We start from the raw sequence: 17,650 nt of genomic DNA, 5'->3' as shown, positions 1-17,650 counted from the left end.
GATCAAACAGAATAGTATGGTTTTATTTTTGTACTGGAACAGCGAAAAAACAAAATCATGAAAATTGTTAATGTAGTTTTATCGGGAGGAGTCGGTAGCCGACTTTGGCCGCTTTCACGTAAAAGCAAGCCAAAGCAATACCTTCCCATTTTTGAAAATCAATCACTTTTTCAGAAAACCGTTAAAAGAAATGCAGGCATTTGTAACCAGGTGATGGTAGTCGGCGGGGTGGATAATTACAAGCTTTCCAGGGATATCCTGGAGAAAATGGATGTCTCAGACTATCTTGAATTGGTGGAAGCTGCCCCCAGAAATACCGCTGCTGCCATAGCTTTTGCGGCTTTGTCCGTCCCTTCAGATGCTGTATTGTTGGTTACCCCTTCCGACCACCTGATAGGAGATGAAGAAAAATATCAAAATTCACTGAAACAAGCCATAGAAATGGCTCGAAAAGGTTCCCTTGTCACCTTTGGTTTGATCCCTACCAAGCCGGAAACCGGATTTGGATACATTGAACACAAGGGCAATGAGGTGCTGGGTTTCAGGGAAAAACCGGATGTGTTCCGGGCGAAAGAATTTTTGGACAAAGGCAATTTTCTTTGGAACAGCGGCATGTTTTGTTTTACGGCAGGCACTTATTTGGATGAACTTCAAAAGTATGAACCTGAGGTGCTTGAAAAGTCAAAGGTGGCCTTGGAAAATGCAAAGGATGGCTTTCTGCCATTAGAGTTGAGTATGGCAATTCCTTCCATTAGTGTAGACTATGCCGTGATGGAAAAATCAGACAAAATCAAGGTGGTGCCCTCCTCCTTTACCTGGTCTGATATGGGGTCTTTTGAAGCTCTTTACGATTATTTTCAACCAGGCAGTAAGGAACGAAGGGGGAATAACCTGGCGCTCGGAACAGCTGACAAGCATGTGGAATTTGTTGGGCTGCAGCATGTGGTATTGGTAGAAACTTCGGATGCCATATTGGTGCTGAACAAGGATAATGCACAGGAAGTAAAAAAAGTGTATGAGAGATTGGAAAACGAAAACCCTGGTTTATTAAACTAAGCAAATGATACAAAAGCAGACCAAAATATATGTTGCAGGTCACAATGGCATGGTTGGCGCTGCCATTTTCAGGGCACTTAAGCAAAAAGGTTACCAAAATTTAATTGGCTTGAGCAGTAGGGAACTGGATTTGAAAAACCAATCCAGTGTTAAAAGTTTTTTTGAGAAAGAAAAACCTGAGATAGTCATTGATGCTGCTGCAAGGGTTGGTGGTATCCTTGCCAACAACAACTACCCCTATCAGTTCCTGATGGAAAATCTACTCATCCAAAACAACCTGATTGATTTTTCACTTCAGGCCGGAGTAGAGAAATTTATTTTTCTGGGGAGCTCCTGTATATATCCCAAACTGGCTCCTCAGCCGCTTAAGGAAGACATGCTGCTTACCGCATCACTGGAGCCGACTAACCAGTGGTATGCCCTGGCCAAAATAGCAGGGGTAAAAGCCTGCGAGGCCATCAGGCAACAGTACGGCAAAGATTTTGTGAGCCTGATGCCCACCAATCTTTATGGACCATTTGATAATTTTGACCTGGAGACCTCTCATGTGCTTCCGGCAATGATCAGAAAATTTCATGAAGCAAAAATCGATGGTAACCAGCCTGTCAAGTTATGGGGCAGCGGAACTCCTATGCGGGAGTTTTTGCATGTGGATGATATGGCAGAAGCCGTAGTATTTGCCATGGAGCATACATTTGAAGACAATTTGTACAATGTAGGTACGGGCGAGGATTTGACCATCAAATCTCTTGCAGCGTTGATCCAGCAGGTCACCGGACACCAGGGAGAAATTATATGGGACAGCAGCAAACCGGATGGAACCCCCAGAAAATTGATGGATGTGAGCAAAATGACCGGGGCAGGCTGGAAAGCTAAAATAACGTTAGAAAAAGGTATTCAGGATACCTACCAGTGGTTCCTGAAAAATATTGATCAAATCAAACAGGTTAAGTTGTAATATATTTTTATCGGCAATTAAAAAAAAAATCATTTATGAAAACGGCGTTAATAACAGGGATTACCGGGCAGGATGGAGCTTATCTTGCGGAGCTTTTATTATCCAAAGGATATATTGTACATGGTATCAAAAGAAGAGCCTCGTTATTTAATACAGACAGGATAGACCACCTGTACCAGGATCCACACGATGATAACAAGCGTTTGTTTTTGCATTACGGGGATATGACAGACTCCATGAATTTAACCCGGATCATTCAGGAGACTAAGCCTGATGAGATTTATAACCTTGCGGCAATGAGCCATGTAAAGGTAAGTTTTGATACACCGGAATATACAGCCAATGCCGACGGGGTGGGAACATTGAGGATCCTGGAAGCGGTCAGGTTATTGGGCATGGAGAAAAAGACCAAAATCTATCAGGCATCCACCTCCGAGCTTTACGGATTGGTTCAGGCTGTTCCCCAGTCTGAAACGACGCCATTTTATCCCAGGTCTCCCTATGCAGTGGCCAAATTGTATGGGTACTGGATTACGGTAAACTACCGGGAGGCTTATGGTATGTATGCCTGTAATGGCATTTTGTTCAATCACGAATCTCCTTTAAGAGGGGAGACCTTTGTAACCAGAAAAATAAGCAGGGCGGTGGCCAAGATAGCTTTGGGATTGCAAAAAGATCTGTACATGGGTAACCTGGATGCCAAAAGGGATTGGGGTCATGCCAAAGATTACGTGGATGCCATGTGGAGAATTTTGCAGCAGGAGGTGCCGGAGGATTATGTCATCGCTACCGGGGTAACCACCAAGGTCCGGGATTTCATCAAGATGGCCTTTGATGAGGTTGGGTTTAAGTTGAAGTTTGAAGGGGAAGGTTTGAATGAAAAAGGAATACTGGAAGAAATCGACAAGGAAAAAGCTTTCGATGTTTTAGGCACTTCCCATTTCAAGATAAAAAAGGGAGATGTCTTGGTGAAGATTGACCCTGCCTATTTCCGGCCTACAGAGGTTGAGTTGTTGATCGGAGATCCGACCAAAGCCATGACCAAATTGGGATGGAAACCAAAATACGACCTTAAAATGTTGGTAGAGGACATGGTACTCTCCGATGTGGGCTTATTCAAGCGCGATATCCATTTGATGAAAGGTGGGCATAAGGTGCTGAATCAGGCCGAGTAAAATAATTTTTACCAATTAGGCAAATAATATAGTTATGTGCAAAATAATGATATTTTGCGCATAACTTTTTTGATTTAAATTGGCGGTCAACTATTATTCCTAATTTAATTTTGTTTTCCCTGTTTACAGAGACCCATTCAAAAAATTCATCTTATGTTATTCCGCTGGTATTGCTTACTTTTGTGCGAATAATTGACAATTTCCCCTTTTTGTTGATCATAAAGGTTATTCAAAACTTCAAAGCTCTTTTACTTATTGTAACTGAGGAGGCGAAGCTTTAATTTTTTTTAAGGTTTTCTTCAAAAAATTTTATTTGATTGCAGTTTCATCAATAACCACCGGTACTTAAATGCTGATCAGAATCTTACTTCATAACTTAAAATTTATTCTTTTTGTTTCCCTCATGTGTTTTGGGTTAATGTCTTATGGTCAATCATTGCAGGATATCCAAAACCTTAAAGTGGATGAGCTTTCTGATGCCCAAATAGAACAACTGATCAGAAGGGCGGAATCTTCCGGCATGAATGAGGCTCAACTTCAAGCCATGGCAAGGGAAAAAGGAATGCCAGCAGCTGAAATAAGCAAACTTACTCAGCGCATTCAGATGCTCAAATCGGGAAATGTTGAAGGAACAAAAGGAAAACAAAATCAGGGACAAGCCCAAAGACAGGTTACCGATAATAGGGTTGAACAAACCAATGTTTTTGATTCCTTAAGGAAGGCAGATCCATACTATGACCTGAGTCCAAAACAAAAGAAGATTTTTGGTTTTACTTTATTTCATAATAAGGAACTTAATTTTAATCCAAACTTAAATCTCCCTACGCCTGATAATTATATTTTAGGCACTGGAGATCAATTGTTAGTAGACGTTTTCGGAGCATCTCAGCAATCTCTGGACCTTACGGTATCTCCTGAAGGTACGGTATTTATTCCAAATATTGGTCCAATCAATGTAGGGGGTGCAACGATACAATCGGTAAGGTCCAGGTTAAATAATTCATTGCAACAGATTTATTCTGGATTGGGAGGGCCCAACCCAAATACTTTCCTGCAAGTCAGGGTAGGCAATATCCGCAGTATACAGGTGACCATGGCAGGAGAATTGAGGATTCCTGGCAGCTATACAATGCCCTCCTTTGCCAACGTTTTCAATGCATTGTACCAGGCTGGTGGTCCAAACGAAAACGGTTCATTTAGAAACATTCAGGTGTACAGGGACAACAGATTGGTAGGTGAAGTGGATATTTATGCCTTTTTGGTGGAAGGAAGTCAGGAAGGAAATATCATATTGCAAGACAATGATGTGGTGATTGTCCCCCCCGTGCGCACCAGAGTAGAAGTTGAGGGGCCGGTGAGAAGACCAGGAATTTTTGAAATCAAACCTGGTGAAAGCATCAATGATTTGGTTTTATTTGCGGGTGGGTTTAAAAGCGATGCTTACCGGGAACTGCTGACCGTTAGACGGACCACAGACAAGGAAATGCGCATAGAAAATGTTTATAAAAATAATTTTGAAACTTTCGCTGTCAAGGATGGTGATTTTTTTACTGTAGGATCAATCTTGGAGCGGTATGAAAATAGGGCCCAGGTTTCGGGGGCGGTTTTCCGGCCGGGTGAATTTGCGATAGAAGATGAGATGACCTTAAAATCATTGTTGGAAATGGCCGGTGGGCTTCGGGGGGATGCTTTTTCTGAGCGGGTTTCTTTGTACAGGACCAATCCTGATTTTACCATGGAAATCATTACGCTAAACTTAAGTGCCATACTTTCAGGTGAAGCGCCCGATGTCAAATTACAACGAGAAGATATCCTGAATGTTCCCAGTATTTATGATCTCAAAGAGGAGTACCACGTACAAATTTCAGGAGAGGTAAACCGTACAGGGGTTTATCAGTTTGCTGAAGGAATGACGGTGGGAGATCTGATTGCCAAAGCCAAGGGGTTTAAAGAATCCGCTACCAGTTCAAATATAGAAATTGCCAGAAGGGTCAAAGCAAATGTTACTGGAGATATTGCTCAAATCATTAATATATCCATAGATCCGAATCTGAAAATAAGCGAGGAAGAAAAGAATATTACCTTACAGCCCTTCGATCATGTATTTGTTCGGGAAAGACCCGGTTTTCAGCGGGAAAAAGTTGTGGAGGTAGAGGGAGAAGTTTTTTATCCCGGGGAATATGCCCTTGAAAAAAGAGATGAAAGGATATCCGACGTGTTGGACCGGGCAGGTGGTTTGAATCAATTTGCCTACCCCAAAGGAGCGACTTTAATCCGAAGGACAGAGTTTTTCAATACCAAGGAGGAAGAAGTGTTGACCCTGGAGCAACTTGAGTCCTTATTGAAAAACTTGGAGAGGGATGAAAATGTTGAAAATACCGAATCCGAAAAAGAATTGATGAAAAGACTGGAAGAAAGAGTTGCACTTCTCAGTGAAGAAAGAAATAAAAGAAGATCAGGTAGCGAAGAGGTAGAAAGTTTTTCGGAAGACAAGTACCAGTTTCTAGAAGGAGCAGACAGTTCTGTGATGGAAGTAGCCACCAGGAATACAGAATTGATTGGCATTGAATTGGATAAAATCCTCCAACTGCCAGGCTCAAAATATGACTTGATATTACAGGAAGGTGATATCATCAGCATACCCAAAGAGCTGCAGACGGTAAGAATGAGGGGGGAGGTATTGTATCCCACTACGGCAAGATATGATGTTGGCCGGAGTTTCAGGAATTATATTTCAAGAGCCGGAGGCTTTAGCGAATCGGCGAGAAAATCCCGTTCTTATGTGGTGTATGCCAATGGGGATGTACAAAGGACCAACAGTTTTTTGTTTTTTAGTTTTTTTCCAAAGTTGGAACCGGGTGCGGAAATAATTGTCCCTAGAAAGCCTGAAAGAGAACCTATGTCTGTACAGGCATGGATTGGCATGGCATCAAGCTTGGCTACATTGGTCATTTTGATCGACAGGGTTAGAAGATAGGAAATCAGGCAGGACTGAATAGTCGCCTACTGGTTCGAACATCAAATACCTATGCAGGGGCTGTCAGGTCTGACTGGGGGAAAATAGTGATATAGAAGTGGAATATTGTTTCAAAAGATTTGTTAACTATTCCTGGAATCATGTTTTTTGGAGAAAGGGATTTTTATACTGGGACTACTGGATTTTCCCTATGGGAAAAAACTGCCGGGTAGGATGATATAAATGTAATGGAGTATACCAATCGGCATAAATTTGTACTAGATGGACATACTTAACTTAATTGGCAGAAACAAAAATCTTTTTGAAGGGGATATCGCTTCATTTGATAAAGAGTTATCTGAAAAGGTGCGCAATGGACGATTCTTGATTATTGGGGGTGCCGGTTCTATAGGACAGGCAGTTACTAAAGAAATATTCAAGCGGTCGCCCCAAAAATTGCACGTTCTGGATATCAGCGAAAATAATCTGGTAGAACTTGTCAGGGATATAAGGAGCTCTATGGGGTATATTAATGGAGAGTTTAAAACATTTGCGCTGGATATTGGCTCGCCTATTTATGACGCTTTTTTCGAGTCCGATGGTAACTATGACTATATTTTAAATCTTTCTGCCCTCAAACATGTCCGAAGCGAAAAGGATCCTTTTACCTTGATGAGGATGATCGAAGTAAATATTTTAAACACCATTAAAACCATCAGGCAGGCCAAACTAATAGGTGCGAAAAAATACTTTTGTGTTTCAACAGATAAAGCGGCTAATCCAGTTAACATGATGGGAGCTTCCAAGCGGATCATGGAGTTATTTTTAATGCGTGAAAGCCTGAGTTTGTCGATTTCAACTGCAAGATTTGCCAATGTGGCGTTTTCTGATGGTTCCTTACTGCATGGGTTTAACCAACGGATCTTAAAAAGGCAGCCATTAGTAGCACCAAAAGATATCAAGCGTTATTTTGTTACCCCTCAGGAGTCAGGGGAGCTATGTTTAATGTCATGTCTTCTGGGAGATAATAAGGATATTTTTTTTCCGAAGTTGAGTGAACATCTGCACTTGATTACCTTTGCAGAGGTTGCAGAAAGGTATTTAAGGATGTTGGGTTATGAAGTCTATGAGTGCAATAGTGAAGAAGAGGCCAGAAGCCTGGCCAGTTCTTTGCCAGCTAAGGGCAAATGGCCATGTTACTTTTCTATTAGCGATACTACCGGTGAAAAAGATTTTGAAGAGTTCTTCATGAATGATGAGATACTGGATATGCAGCGGTTTGAAAATTTGGGAGTGATAAAAAGTCAACTTTCCTATTATGATAGTTCGCTTGATGATTTTTTGCAATCAATTAAAAAATTCACTGAAACTGGTAGATGGGAAAAAGGGGATCTGGTCAGATTGTTTCAAGATTTATTACCTGGGTTTGCCCACAAAGAGACAGGTAAATATCTGGATTCAAAAATGTGAAATGGAGTATAATCGGGTAATAAATTTTATCAGGAGCATATTCGACACCAGCGATTTTGTGCCCCTTCATGTACCCGTGTTTAACGGTAATGAGCACAGGTATGTAAATGATACGCTTGATTCCACCTTTGTTTCCTCAGTAGGAAAGTATGTCGACCAGGCAGAACAGATAATGGCTGAGATAACGGATACTAGAAAAGCTATAGCTGTAGTCAATGGCACATCGGGCTTGCATATTGCACTAAAACTTGTTGGTGTTGAAAGAGGAAACGAAATATTGACTCAGGCGCTTACTTTTGTTGCTACGGCCAATGCTATCCATTACGCGGGGGCAGAACCAGTCTTTTTGGATGTTGATTACGACACAATGGGATTATCTCCAAATGCCGTATCTCGATTTTTGGAGGAATATGGAGAATTGAGAGCAGATGGTACTTACAATAAAAAAACAGGTAAGAGAATTAGTGCTTGTATTCCCATGCATACCTTTGGTTTCCCCGTTCATATGGAGGAGCTTCTGGTGGTCTGTAAAGAGTGGCGGATCCCGATTGTGGAGGATGCTGCGGAATCTCTGGGAAGTTTATACAAAGGAAGACATACAGGTTCCTTAGGGAACCTGGGCGTTTTTTCTTTTAATGGGAACAAAATTGTCACTAGTGGTGGGGGCGGAATGATTGTAACTCAAAATGAGAAGTTGGCGACATTTGGAAAGCATCTTACTACGACAGCTAAAGTGCCACACCCGTATGAATACGTCCACGATCATATTGGGTATAATTATCGCATGCCTAACCTGAATGCGGCCCTGGTATGTGCACAGTTAGAACAACTTGGAGAATTTCTGCAAAATAAAAGACAACTGGCGGAGGAATATATCAACTTTTTTGCTGACGAAGGCATCAGATTTAGAACCGAATTGAACCATACAAAAGCCAACTACTGGTTAATGTGTGTGGAGTTGGAAAACTCAGCGCAACGCAATGCGTTTTTAAAAACAACGAACGAGGCAAAAATAATGACCCGTCCTATATGGCAGCTCATGTACCGTTTACCTATGTTTTCGCATTGTTTTAAAGATGAGCAGAAAAATGCGGAATTTTTAGAGGAAAGAATAGTGAATATCCCCAGCAGTGTCAGAAGCTAAAAAAGTTTTTTTATTCGGTTATTCCGGACATGCATATGTCATCATTGAGTCCCTATTGGATGCAGGGTATGCTATTGCAGGATACTTTGATAAGGCTGAAGCTGAATTCAATCCCTACAATTTGCCCTACTTTGGATTTGAAAAGGAGGTAGATGTAAGATGTATTGTAGGGGATCGATTGGTCTTTCCATCGATAGGGGATAATTCAATCCGGGAAAATCTGATTGATTTTTTCAATAGTTTCGCTTTGAAACAATTTGTATTAAAAGATCCCAGTGCCGTTGTTTCTAGTACAGCCACGCTTGGTGTTTCTACCTATGTTGGCAAGGGCGTGTTAGTCAATGCGCAATCGATTATAGGAGGGGGAGTAATTTTGAATTCTGGAAGCATTGTAGAACACGAATGCAAATTAGGAGACTTCGTTCATATTGCGCCTGGAGCCGTTTTGTGTGGAAATGTTAAAATTGGCAACGGAAGTTTTATTGGAGCAAATTCGGTCGTAAGAGAAAACAATTCGGTTGTTGGGGGTGCATTGATAGGGGCAGGTTCAGTGGTCACGAAAAATATCACGAAAAATGGAATTTGGTTTGGAAATCCGGTGAGGAAAATATGAAAAGAGAAAGTGTTCTTATTATTGCAGAAGCTGGAGTCAATCACAATGGGGATTTGGAGAGAGCCTTACAGCTAATTGATGCGGCAGCGAATTCCGGAGCGGATTATGTAAAATTCCAAACATTTAAAGCAGATAAAATTGTCAGCGCTGAAGCCAAGAAAGCAGATTACCAGCTTAACAATATGGGCGGTGAGGAAAGTACGCAGTATTCCATGCTTAAAAAGTTGGAAATGGCTGACGGTTGGTATCCTGTTTTACTCAATCATTGTAAAGAAAAAGGAATTAAATTTTTGTCAACAGGTTTTGATTCCGATAGCATAGATTTTTTAGACGGGTTTGAAATTCCATTTTATAAGGTTCCGTCAGGTGAAATTACCAATAAGCCTTATTTACAGCATATTGCCAGGAAAAGGAGAGATATTTTATTGTCTACAGGTATGGCAGATTTAGAGGAAGTTAAAGCAGCTCTGGAAGTAATAGAAGCTGCAGGGACGTCCAAAGATCATGTCACTGTTCTGCATTGCAATACAGAGTATCCCACTCCTATGGAAGATGTAAACCTGTTTGCAATGCAACAAATCGCTAAGGAATGTGGAGTAAAGGTAGGTTATTCAGATCATACTCTTGGGATCGAGGTGCCTATAGCAGCTGTTGCCCTGGGTGCATCTGTGATTGAAAAACATTTTACCCTGAGTAGGAAATTACCCGGACCAGACCATGCCGCATCTTTAGAGCCCGGAGAACTCAATGCAATGGTAAAAGCCATAAGGAACATTGAACTGGCTATATCGGGAAGTGGTGTAAAAGAACCAAGCAAGAGTGAAACTAAAAACAGGTTGATTGCCAGAAAGAGTCTGCATCTGACCAAAGATATACATCGGGGGATTAAACTTGAAATGGATGATTTGATTTCTTTGAGACCAGGAGATGGGATTTCCCCAATGCTTATAGACGAAGTAATAGGGAAGAAGCTAAAATCCGACATGTGTTCCGGGACCAAACTATCTGTAAATGATTTTGAGTAGATGAGGATTGCTGTATTGACAAGTTCACGGGCTGATTATGGTATTTATTTGCCTTTACTTAAGGCGATTAAACAAGATAATGAATTGTCCTTAAAAATTATTGCCTTTGGAACACATTTGTCTAAGTATCATGGTTATACGATCGGTGACATTTTAAATGATGGTTTTGAAGTGCCATATAGATTGGAATCACTCCTGACATCTGACAGCCCGAATGGCGTGGCTACATCCTATGCACTTACCGCCCAAAAATTTGCCGATTTTTGGTATTATTTTCATGACCAATTTGATCTAGTGTTTGTTCTGGGTGATCGATTTGAGATGGCAGCAGCGGTGGCGGCTAGTGTTCCTTTTCAAATCCCGATAGCTCACCTGCACGGCGGGGAGACCACTTTGGGGGCGATCGATACAGTTTACAGACATTCTATTTCCCTGTGCAGCAAATTTCATTTTGTCTCTACCGCTGTATTTGCACAGAGGATTCACCAATTATTTGGATTTAAACATCCGAATGTATATCATGTTGGATCACTGAGTCTGGAGAATTTAATACATGTTCGTCTCCTTTCTTATGAGGAATTCAATGCCAAATGGGATATCGATTTGCGTTTAGATAGTATTCTGGTCACCGTACATCCGGAAACAGTAGCTTACGACAGGAATCAAGCATTTTGCGATGAAATTGTAATTGCACTAAAAGCCTTGTCAAAAAAACTGCAAATTATTATAACCATGCCCAATGCTGATACGGCCGGATTGATTTTCCGGAATAGTTTTATGCGACTGGCTAAAGAAAATCCAGGTATCAGGATTGTTGAAAACTTTGGTACGCAAGCTTATTTCACCTGTATGAAACATGTCAAATTATTGATAGGGAATACATCAAGCGGGATAATTGAGGCAGCATCATTTAACAAGTATGTACTTAATCTTGGTGAGCGGCAAAAAGGGCGATTTTGTGGCGAGAATGTTGTTCACCTCCCGTTTGATGCAAAAAAGATTATCGGTTCGGTTGAAAAATATCTTGGAAAAGAATTTATCGGCGAGAATATTTATTACCAACCCCATTCATCTGCTAAAATCCTCACTGCAATAAAAGAATATTATGCGTCCGTTTGAAAGACATATTGCAAACATTAATATTGGAGTGAAGGAAGCACTTAAAATGTTGGATAAGTTGGCATCTGATGCCATTCTTTTTTTGGTAGATGATAAGGAGAAATTAATTGGCTCACTTACTGATGGTGACTTGAGACGAGGATTTATAGATGGTTTGGGATTTGAAGATCATCTAAAAAAATTTATACAACCAAATCCGAAATTTATTCAACAGGGGAAATATCATCTTCGTGAAATTATAGCGCTTCGGAAAAAATTCTTCACTATTTTCCCAGTTGTCAATGCTTCCATGCAAATCATCAATGTAGTCAATTTTCAGCACCAGAAATCCTATCTTCCAATAGATGCATTGATTATGGCTGGAGGACGTGGTGAGCGATTAAAGCCATTGACTGATAAGGTTCCAAAGCCTTTGTTGTTGGTTGGTGAAAAACCAATAATAGAGCATAACATCGATAGGTTAAATAGTTTTGGTATTGATGACATTTGGATTTCTGTTCGGTATTTGGGTCAACAGATAATGCAGTATTTTGAAGATGGAAGAGACAAGGCCTTGCGGATAAACTATGTTGTGGAAAGTAAAGCATTGGGAACGGCCGGATCCCTATCATTAGCAAAAAATCTAATCCATGACCATGTTTTATTGATGAATTCAGATTTACTTACGGATATTAATTTTGAAGATTTGTTTCTTTTTTTTGAAGAGCAGGAAGCCGACTTTGTGGTAGCCTGCATTCCCTATCAGGTAAATGTGCCCTATGCAGTGATGGAGACGAGCGGAAGTTTGGTTACCGGGTTTAAAGAAAAACCTACTTACACACATTACTCAAATGCCGGAATTTATCTAATGAAACGAGAAGTAATTGACCATATCCCTAACAATCAGCCCTACAATGCAACCGATCTAATGGAAGATTTGATCAAAGCGGGTAAGAAGGTAGTCGCTTATCCGTTAGTGGGCTATTGGCTGGATATTGGTAAACACGAAGATTATAAAAAAGCACAGCTAGACATTAAGCATATTAAATTTTGAAACCATTGGTAGTTATTCCGGCCAGAGGAGGATCAAAGGGAGTCCCCAGGAAGAATATTTTGCCACTTCTGGGCAAACCCTTAATTAATTATACAATTGAAGCTGCAAGGGAGGTTTTTTCTGATGAGGTGATCTGCGTTTCTACGGAAGATGAGGAAATTAGGGAAGTGGTGGAAAAGTCAGGGTTGAATGTGCCGTTTTATAGGCCGTTAGAGCTAGCGGGTGATACGGCAGGCACCTATGAGGTTCTTATTCATTCGGTTAACTTTTTTGAAAAGAACCAGAAGTATTTTCCAGACACCTTAATTGTGCTTCAACCCACTTCTCCATTTAGAACCGGACAACACATAAAAGAGGCTTTAAATCAATTTTCTAATAGTTGCGAGATGGTGGTTTCGGTTAAAGAAACCCACGCAAATCCATATTATATTCTCAGGGAAGAAAACCGGGATGGCTGGTTGGTAAAGTCAAAAGAAGGAAATTTTCGAACCAGGCAGGAGTGTCCTAAAGTATACGAATTAAATGGAGCCATTTACATTATTTCTGTTGAGGCATTAAAAAAAAGGAATATTGGTGAATTTACAAGGGTCAAGAAATATGTAATGGATGAAAAAAGTTCGATCGATATTGATTCAAAAATGGATTGGAAAATTGCAGAATTAGTGCTGAGTGATAAGGAAGCTTTTTAGTCATACAGCGATTTATGGTTTGGCACCTCAGGTTGCAAAAATTGCCCAGATTTTTGTTTTGCCTATAATCACGCAGGATTTGACAGATTTAGATTTTGGAGTCGCGGGCATAATGACCGCTTATACTACTGCTATCTCTGTGCTTGCGGTTTTGGGATTAAGAGTTGTTTTAATTAATTTGTTTTATAAATCACGAGGACATTATAAATGGGCCTGGAGGCAGATTTATGGGTTTTTAATTCTTTGGAATTTTTTTTATGCTGCAATCCTCGGATTTTTAATTTATTTGGTGGTGCCAGAACAGGCCAGCGAAAACCGCATGGTGATTATGCTTTTGAACATTGGTCCTTTTATTTTATTCGGACCAATAGCGACGATTGGCAATACTTACTACCAGATCAATCAAAAGCCACTACAGGTAGGTGTCCGCACAGCAATCCTTGGTTTGGTTGGAGTTTGTCTAAATCTCTACTTTATTTCGTATTTGAAAATGGGATATATGGGCTGGTTCTGGTCTACTTTTTTGGTTGGAGTCATTTCAAATTTTTCTTACTGGTATCCCATGAATATACAACTAGGAATCAAGCCAATTTTTAATTTCAAATGGAAAAGGATAAAAAATAGTCTTAAGGTAAGCCTACCTACAGTTCCACATTTCTATTCTGGATATTTACTAAACAGCTCCGACAAGATGGTCATGGACCTTTTAAATGTTTCTACCGGTGATATCGGTAAATATAATGTTGCTTACTCTATAGGAAATATCGCTCAGCAAATAGGTGTTGCCAGCGGATATGCAGTAGGCCCCATGATGATGGAAAAGTACAAAAAAGGAGATGATTTAGGGGCAAGAAACCTGGTCTTTGTGCTTCAGATACTCTTTTTGTTTGGCACCTTTTTTTGCTGCATATGGTTAAGGGAAATCTTTGCCTTCCTGATCCGAAATGAAACACTGGCAAATATGTACGCTCTGGGTATTATTATAATAATGAGTTATAATTACCGACCTATGTATATGGGAGCTAACAATAAGCTTTTTTATACTGAAAATACGAATGTTCTTTGGAAAGTTTCTTTTTCTGCAGGTGTAATCAATCTGATATCCAATTTTTTACTTATTCCATTGTATGGTTTTGAAATTGCGGCATTCACAACATTTGTATCCTTGATGTTTATGGGATATATTGGATTTTTTCTCAAAATTTTTAGAACCATTAATACCGCAGAATACTATCCGTTTAGATGGTTATTGAGTACAATTTTATTAACAGGTTTGGCATATTATCTGGTTGATTTTACCATTGAGATTAAATTGATTATTTCATTTTTTATTTTGTTGACACTACTCTTTCTTTTTTATTTTTTTAAATCCAAGATAAATGAATTACGAAAATAGACTTTTTGCTATAGAACAAATTAATTTGTTGGAACAAAAATTCCCGGTTGATATTTGGGAGATTAATGGCATTCATGTATGGCCATTATTCAAAAAACAAATTTATTTTTTACTTCATGAAGATAAATTTAGCAGTATAAATAATAATAAAAACCGAAGTAAATACAAAAAAATTAAATCTATAGGTAATAAGATATTAAGTTTTTTGATCGCAAAGAAAATGCAGTTTAATCTCAAGATTGATAAAACACCTATTGTTTTTTCTGGTGCATCAAGCCATAAAGTATTATACGAGAATGAATTTATTAACCGATATTTTAAGCCGATAAATAATTATTTAAGTGAAAATAATATTTCCTTTCTTAATTTAAGCTATAGCACCAGTTCTCAAAGTAAAGGCGGTGAAATTCCAATTGATGTTTTGTTGTCGTTATTTAAACATGAAGATATTCAGATATCTAAAATTGAAAATCTACCTCATTTTAGTGAATTTACCGAAGCTGTAGTAAATTTATTTAAATTTGATAAAGAGTTATTTTTAACGACTTTATTCAATAATTTAAAAACCGTTTCCCGATGGAAAAAGTTGTATATTTTTATTTTCAAAAAGACTAAACCAAAGGCTTCATTTGGTCTATGTTATTATTCTTCCGCAATGTTTGGAATGAACCTAGCTGCAAATGAATTGGGAATAAAATCAATAGATATGCAACATGGTGCGCAAGGCAAATTGCATCCTGCTTATCATTACGCGAAGATATCTTCCAAAGGCTACAATTCGTTGCCTAATGAATTCTGGTGTTGGGATGAAAGTTCCAGGCTATTAAATTTAGAATGGACTAGAGGCACGAGGCACCAGGTAAAACTATCTGGGAATCCTTGGTTGTATTATGTTAATAAAATTGGCAAAAACCCTTATATACCTAAGAAAAAACCGATCATATTATTTACCCATCAACCCATCAACCCGCCTATAGATCCTTATTTGGTAGATGCCATTAAAGCTACATGTGACGATTTTCTCTGGATGATCCGGCTTCATCCGAGGATTTCGAGTCAGGATAAAAGTGAAATGGTCACTATTTTAAAAGCTGAAAGAATTTTAGATAAAATTGATTTTAAATTTGCCAACGATTTAGCTTTACCTTTTATTTTGAAACATGCCGCTATTCATATTTCAAAATTTTCTGGCGCTATCATAGAGGGTGTTTCACTTGATGTCCCAACAATTATTCTTGAGGAAATAGGTATAAGTACCTTTGCAAATTTATTGAAGCCAGGTAGGGTAATAGGAATCGAATTTCCTTCAAAGGATATAATTTTAAATACTATTACACAAATAACTGACAAAAATCAAAAAAGAATGAATGAATTTCCTGACTTTATACATTTAATTGATGAGCTGGTATCATAAAATTTTTAGGAAATTAGTTGTATTGGTAAGAGATTTTAATGACTTAAGGATTTCACAAGGGGCTTTTATTCATCGTTCTGCTATCCTAAAAGGAACGAATATTTCGGGTAATGTTTTTATTTCTGAGGGTTGTAAAATATTGAAGGGTGTTCATATTCGCGGAAATTCTAAAATTACGATAGGTAAATATACCTCAATAAATGGACCTTCCACTGATATTCTATCCGGTGTTTTTCCAGTACATATTGGGTCTTTTTGTAGCATCGCAAGAAATGTATCTATCCAGGAGTATAATCACCATGCAGATCGTTTATCCACCTATTTTATTAATAAAAATATTTTGGGTGGGTCATTTGAAGACGATATTGTTTCCAAAGGTAATATTGAAATTGGTAATGATGTCTGGATAGGAACCAAAACAGTAGTTTTAAGTGGGGCAAAAATAGGTCATGGAGCTATTATTGGTGCCAATAGTGTAGTAAAAGGCATTATTCCCGCTTTTGCAATTGCAGTAGGCAGTCCTGCCAAAGTGGTAAAATATAGATTTAACCAAGAAACCATTGATAAGATTCTTGAAATGAAATGGTGGGATTGGGATCTCGAAAAAATTAAAGCCAACAGGGAGCTTTTTACTAATTTTAGGCACTAATTCCATGCGTTTGCCGAAATCATTTCACCAGTTTAATTTATGTTGGAAAAGGAGTCCGTTTCAATAATAATTCCTGTTTTCAACAGGGAAAAGCTATTGGCAGATACTTTGAATAGTATTTTAAATCAAACCTATATGCTTTGGGAGTGTATTTTGGTAGATGATGGATCTCAAGATGACAGTTTAAAGGTGTTGCATTCTTATGCAGCTAGAGACGGTAGATTTAAAGTGTATCAGCGACCTGAGTCCTGGCCTAAGGGTGCGCCTTCCTGTAGGAATTTTGGTTTCTTAAAGGCAACAGGTATTTGTATTCAGTTCTTTGACTCGGATGATATCATGCTTCCTGAAATGCTGAATGAAAAAGTGAGTTTTTTTAAACAAAACAGAGATAAAGATTTTATAGTTTCAAAAATGGCTGAATTTAAAACTCTGGCCAAATGGGTTCCGCCTCATTATCGGTGTATCTCTGAAAATATAGTGGAAGATTTCTTGAAATACAGGATTTATTTTCTTACCCCCGGACCGTTATTCAAAAAGGATTTTCTTGATAAGAAATCCAAATTATTTGATGATCAACTGAATAAGCATCAAGAATGGGAATTTTATTCCAGGCTATTGCTTTCAGGCTGCGAATATAAAGTTTTGGATAAGGTCCATTGCCTCAGACGAATGCATGATGATAGTATAAAATCAATTCTTTCAACTTCCCAGGAAGTAGAGGCAAAAAATTTAAAATTAAAGGCTTTAACAAGATTAAATAGGAATACAGATAATAGGTACCGCAGTTTGATGATTAAATTGTTTTGGAAAGACTATATCCGGAGTATATTTTTATTTTTGAAATACAGAAAATTTGAATATTTTCCTACATTAAATGAAAGTTTAATATCTTTCTTAAAGTGATTTTATTCTATATAGAAATTATTTTATCATTTTTTGGATACTTTTTAATT

Annotated in this window: 15 protein-coding genes; all 15 read left to right on the top strand. The window is 38.7% G+C overall.

The features are described 5' to 3' along the window. Nucleotides 1–57 precede the first annotated feature (57 nt). Nucleotides 58–1,056 carry a sugar phosphate nucleotidyltransferase gene (locus HUJ21_RS07390; protein WP_291368337.1) on the top strand — a complete coding sequence of 333 codons (999 nt, stop codon included), beginning with the start codon at nucleotides 58–60 and terminating at the stop codon, nucleotides 1,054–1,056. A gap of 4 nt (nucleotides 1,057–1,060) precedes the next feature. Then, on the top strand, nucleotides 1,061–2,014 hold the full coding sequence (locus HUJ21_RS07385) for a GDP-L-fucose synthase (RefSeq protein ID WP_291368335.1): 954 nt from the start codon (nucleotides 1,061–1,063) through the stop codon (nucleotides 2,012–2,014). Between the two features lie 35 nt (nucleotides 2,015–2,049). After that, nucleotides 2,050–3,189: a GDP-mannose 4,6-dehydratase gene (gene gmd / locus HUJ21_RS07380; RefSeq protein ID WP_291368333.1), complete on the top strand. Its 1,140-nt coding sequence runs from the start codon at nucleotides 2,050–2,052 to the stop codon at nucleotides 3,187–3,189. Between the two features lie 349 nt (nucleotides 3,190–3,538). Next, nucleotides 3,539–6,166 carry an SLBB domain-containing protein gene (locus HUJ21_RS07375; RefSeq protein WP_291368331.1) on the top strand — a complete coding sequence of 876 codons (2,628 nt, stop codon included), beginning with the start codon at nucleotides 3,539–3,541 and terminating at the stop codon, nucleotides 6,164–6,166. Between the two features lie 261 nt (nucleotides 6,167–6,427). Beyond that, nucleotides 6,428–7,615 carry a UDP-N-acetylglucosamine 4,6-dehydratase gene (locus HUJ21_RS07370; RefSeq protein WP_291368329.1) on the top strand — a complete coding sequence of 396 codons (1,188 nt, stop codon included), beginning with the start codon at nucleotides 6,428–6,430 and terminating at the stop codon, nucleotides 7,613–7,615. A 1-nt stretch (nucleotide 7,616) separates the two neighbouring features. Then, the gene (locus tag HUJ21_RS07365) at nucleotides 7,617–8,759 is read left to right on the top strand and encodes a LegC family aminotransferase (RefSeq protein ID WP_291368327.1); all 1,143 of its coding nucleotides are present in this window, start codon (nucleotides 7,617–7,619) and stop codon (nucleotides 8,757–8,759) included. Next, on the top strand, nucleotides 8,746–9,372 hold the full coding sequence (locus tag HUJ21_RS07360) for an acetyltransferase (protein ID WP_291368325.1): 627 nt from the start codon (nucleotides 8,746–8,748) through the stop codon (nucleotides 9,370–9,372). Before HUJ21_RS07365 ends, HUJ21_RS07360 begins: the two co-directional genes overlap by 14 nt. Then, the gene (neuB, locus tag HUJ21_RS07355) at nucleotides 9,369–10,397 is read left to right on the top strand and encodes an N-acetylneuraminate synthase (RefSeq protein ID WP_291368323.1); all 1,029 of its coding nucleotides are present in this window, start codon (nucleotides 9,369–9,371) and stop codon (nucleotides 10,395–10,397) included. Before HUJ21_RS07360 ends, neuB begins: the two co-directional genes overlap by 4 nt. Further along, nucleotides 10,398–11,516 (top strand): UDP-N-acetylglucosamine 2-epimerase, encoded by a 1,119-nt coding sequence (gene neuC / locus HUJ21_RS07350; protein ID WP_291368321.1) that lies wholly within the window; start codon nucleotides 10,398–10,400, stop codon nucleotides 11,514–11,516. It begins immediately after the preceding gene. Continuing rightward, nucleotides 11,503–12,549, top strand: a complete 1,047-nt coding sequence (locus HUJ21_RS07345) for a nucleotidyltransferase family protein (RefSeq protein ID WP_291368319.1) — start codon at nucleotides 11,503–11,505, stop codon at nucleotides 12,547–12,549. The genes neuC and HUJ21_RS07345 overlap by 14 nt, the downstream gene beginning before the upstream one ends. After that, nucleotides 12,546–13,238 carry an acylneuraminate cytidylyltransferase family protein gene (locus HUJ21_RS07340; RefSeq protein ID WP_291368317.1) on the top strand — a complete coding sequence of 231 codons (693 nt, stop codon included), beginning with the start codon at nucleotides 12,546–12,548 and terminating at the stop codon, nucleotides 13,236–13,238. Before HUJ21_RS07345 ends, HUJ21_RS07340 begins: the two co-directional genes overlap by 4 nt. Then, nucleotides 13,219–14,634, top strand: a complete 1,416-nt coding sequence (locus tag HUJ21_RS07335) for a lipopolysaccharide biosynthesis protein (protein ID WP_291368315.1) — start codon at nucleotides 13,219–13,221, stop codon at nucleotides 14,632–14,634. Before HUJ21_RS07340 ends, HUJ21_RS07335 begins: the two co-directional genes overlap by 20 nt. Next, nucleotides 14,618–16,048, top strand: coding sequence for a hypothetical protein (locus tag HUJ21_RS07330; RefSeq protein ID WP_291368313.1), 1,431 nt, complete (start codon nucleotides 14,618–14,620; stop codon nucleotides 16,046–16,048). Before HUJ21_RS07335 ends, HUJ21_RS07330 begins: the two co-directional genes overlap by 17 nt. Further along, nucleotides 16,032–16,697 carry a CatB-related O-acetyltransferase gene (locus HUJ21_RS07325; protein ID WP_291368311.1) on the top strand — a complete coding sequence of 222 codons (666 nt, stop codon included), beginning with the start codon at nucleotides 16,032–16,034 and terminating at the stop codon, nucleotides 16,695–16,697. Before HUJ21_RS07330 ends, HUJ21_RS07325 begins: the two co-directional genes overlap by 17 nt. A 39-nt stretch (nucleotides 16,698–16,736) precedes the next feature. Beyond that, nucleotides 16,737–17,600 carry a glycosyltransferase family 2 protein gene (locus tag HUJ21_RS07320; RefSeq protein ID WP_291368310.1) on the top strand — a complete coding sequence of 288 codons (864 nt, stop codon included), beginning with the start codon at nucleotides 16,737–16,739 and terminating at the stop codon, nucleotides 17,598–17,600. The last annotated feature ends 50 nt before the right edge of the window (nucleotides 17,601–17,650 follow it).

This window comes from Cyclobacterium sp. (assembly GCF_014762705.1).
Classification (GTDB): domain Bacteria; phylum Bacteroidota; class Bacteroidia; order Cytophagales; family Cyclobacteriaceae; genus Cyclobacterium.
Note: the sequence above shows the minus strand (reverse complement) of the source record. Positions and strands in the feature narration are given on the sequence as shown.

What these genes read in the sequence shown, in the direction of transcription:
- HUJ21_RS07390 (WP_291368337.1), top strand. Translation starts at nt 58, where the DNA reads ATGAAAATTGTTAATGTAGTTTTATCGGGAGGAGTCGGTAGCCGACTT.
- HUJ21_RS07385 (WP_291368335.1), top strand. Translation starts at nt 1,061, where the DNA reads ATGATACAAAAGCAGACCAAAATATATGTTGCAGGTCACAATGGCATG.
- gmd (WP_291368333.1), top strand. Translation starts at nt 2,050, where the DNA reads ATGAAAACGGCGTTAATAACAGGGATTACCGGGCAGGATGGAGCTTAT.
- HUJ21_RS07375 (WP_291368331.1), top strand. Translation starts at nt 3,539, where the DNA reads ATGCTGATCAGAATCTTACTTCATAACTTAAAATTTATTCTTTTTGTT.
- HUJ21_RS07370 (WP_291368329.1), top strand. Translation starts at nt 6,428, where the DNA reads ATGGACATACTTAACTTAATTGGCAGAAACAAAAATCTTTTTGAAGGG.
- HUJ21_RS07365 (WP_291368327.1), top strand. Translation starts at nt 7,617, where the DNA reads ATGGAGTATAATCGGGTAATAAATTTTATCAGGAGCATATTCGACACC.
- neuB (WP_291368323.1), top strand. Translation starts at nt 9,369, where the DNA reads ATGAAAAGAGAAAGTGTTCTTATTATTGCAGAAGCTGGAGTCAATCAC.
- neuC (WP_291368321.1), top strand. Translation starts at nt 10,398, where the DNA reads ATGAGGATTGCTGTATTGACAAGTTCACGGGCTGATTATGGTATTTAT.
- HUJ21_RS07345 (WP_291368319.1), top strand. Translation starts at nt 11,503, where the DNA reads ATGCGTCCGTTTGAAAGACATATTGCAAACATTAATATTGGAGTGAAG.
- HUJ21_RS07330 (WP_291368313.1), top strand. Translation starts at nt 14,618, where the DNA reads ATGAATTACGAAAATAGACTTTTTGCTATAGAACAAATTAATTTGTTG.
- HUJ21_RS07325 (WP_291368311.1), top strand. Translation starts at nt 16,032, where the DNA reads ATGAGCTGGTATCATAAAATTTTTAGGAAATTAGTTGTATTGGTAAGA.
- HUJ21_RS07320 (WP_291368310.1), top strand. Translation starts at nt 16,737, where the DNA reads ATGTTGGAAAAGGAGTCCGTTTCAATAATAATTCCTGTTTTCAACAGG.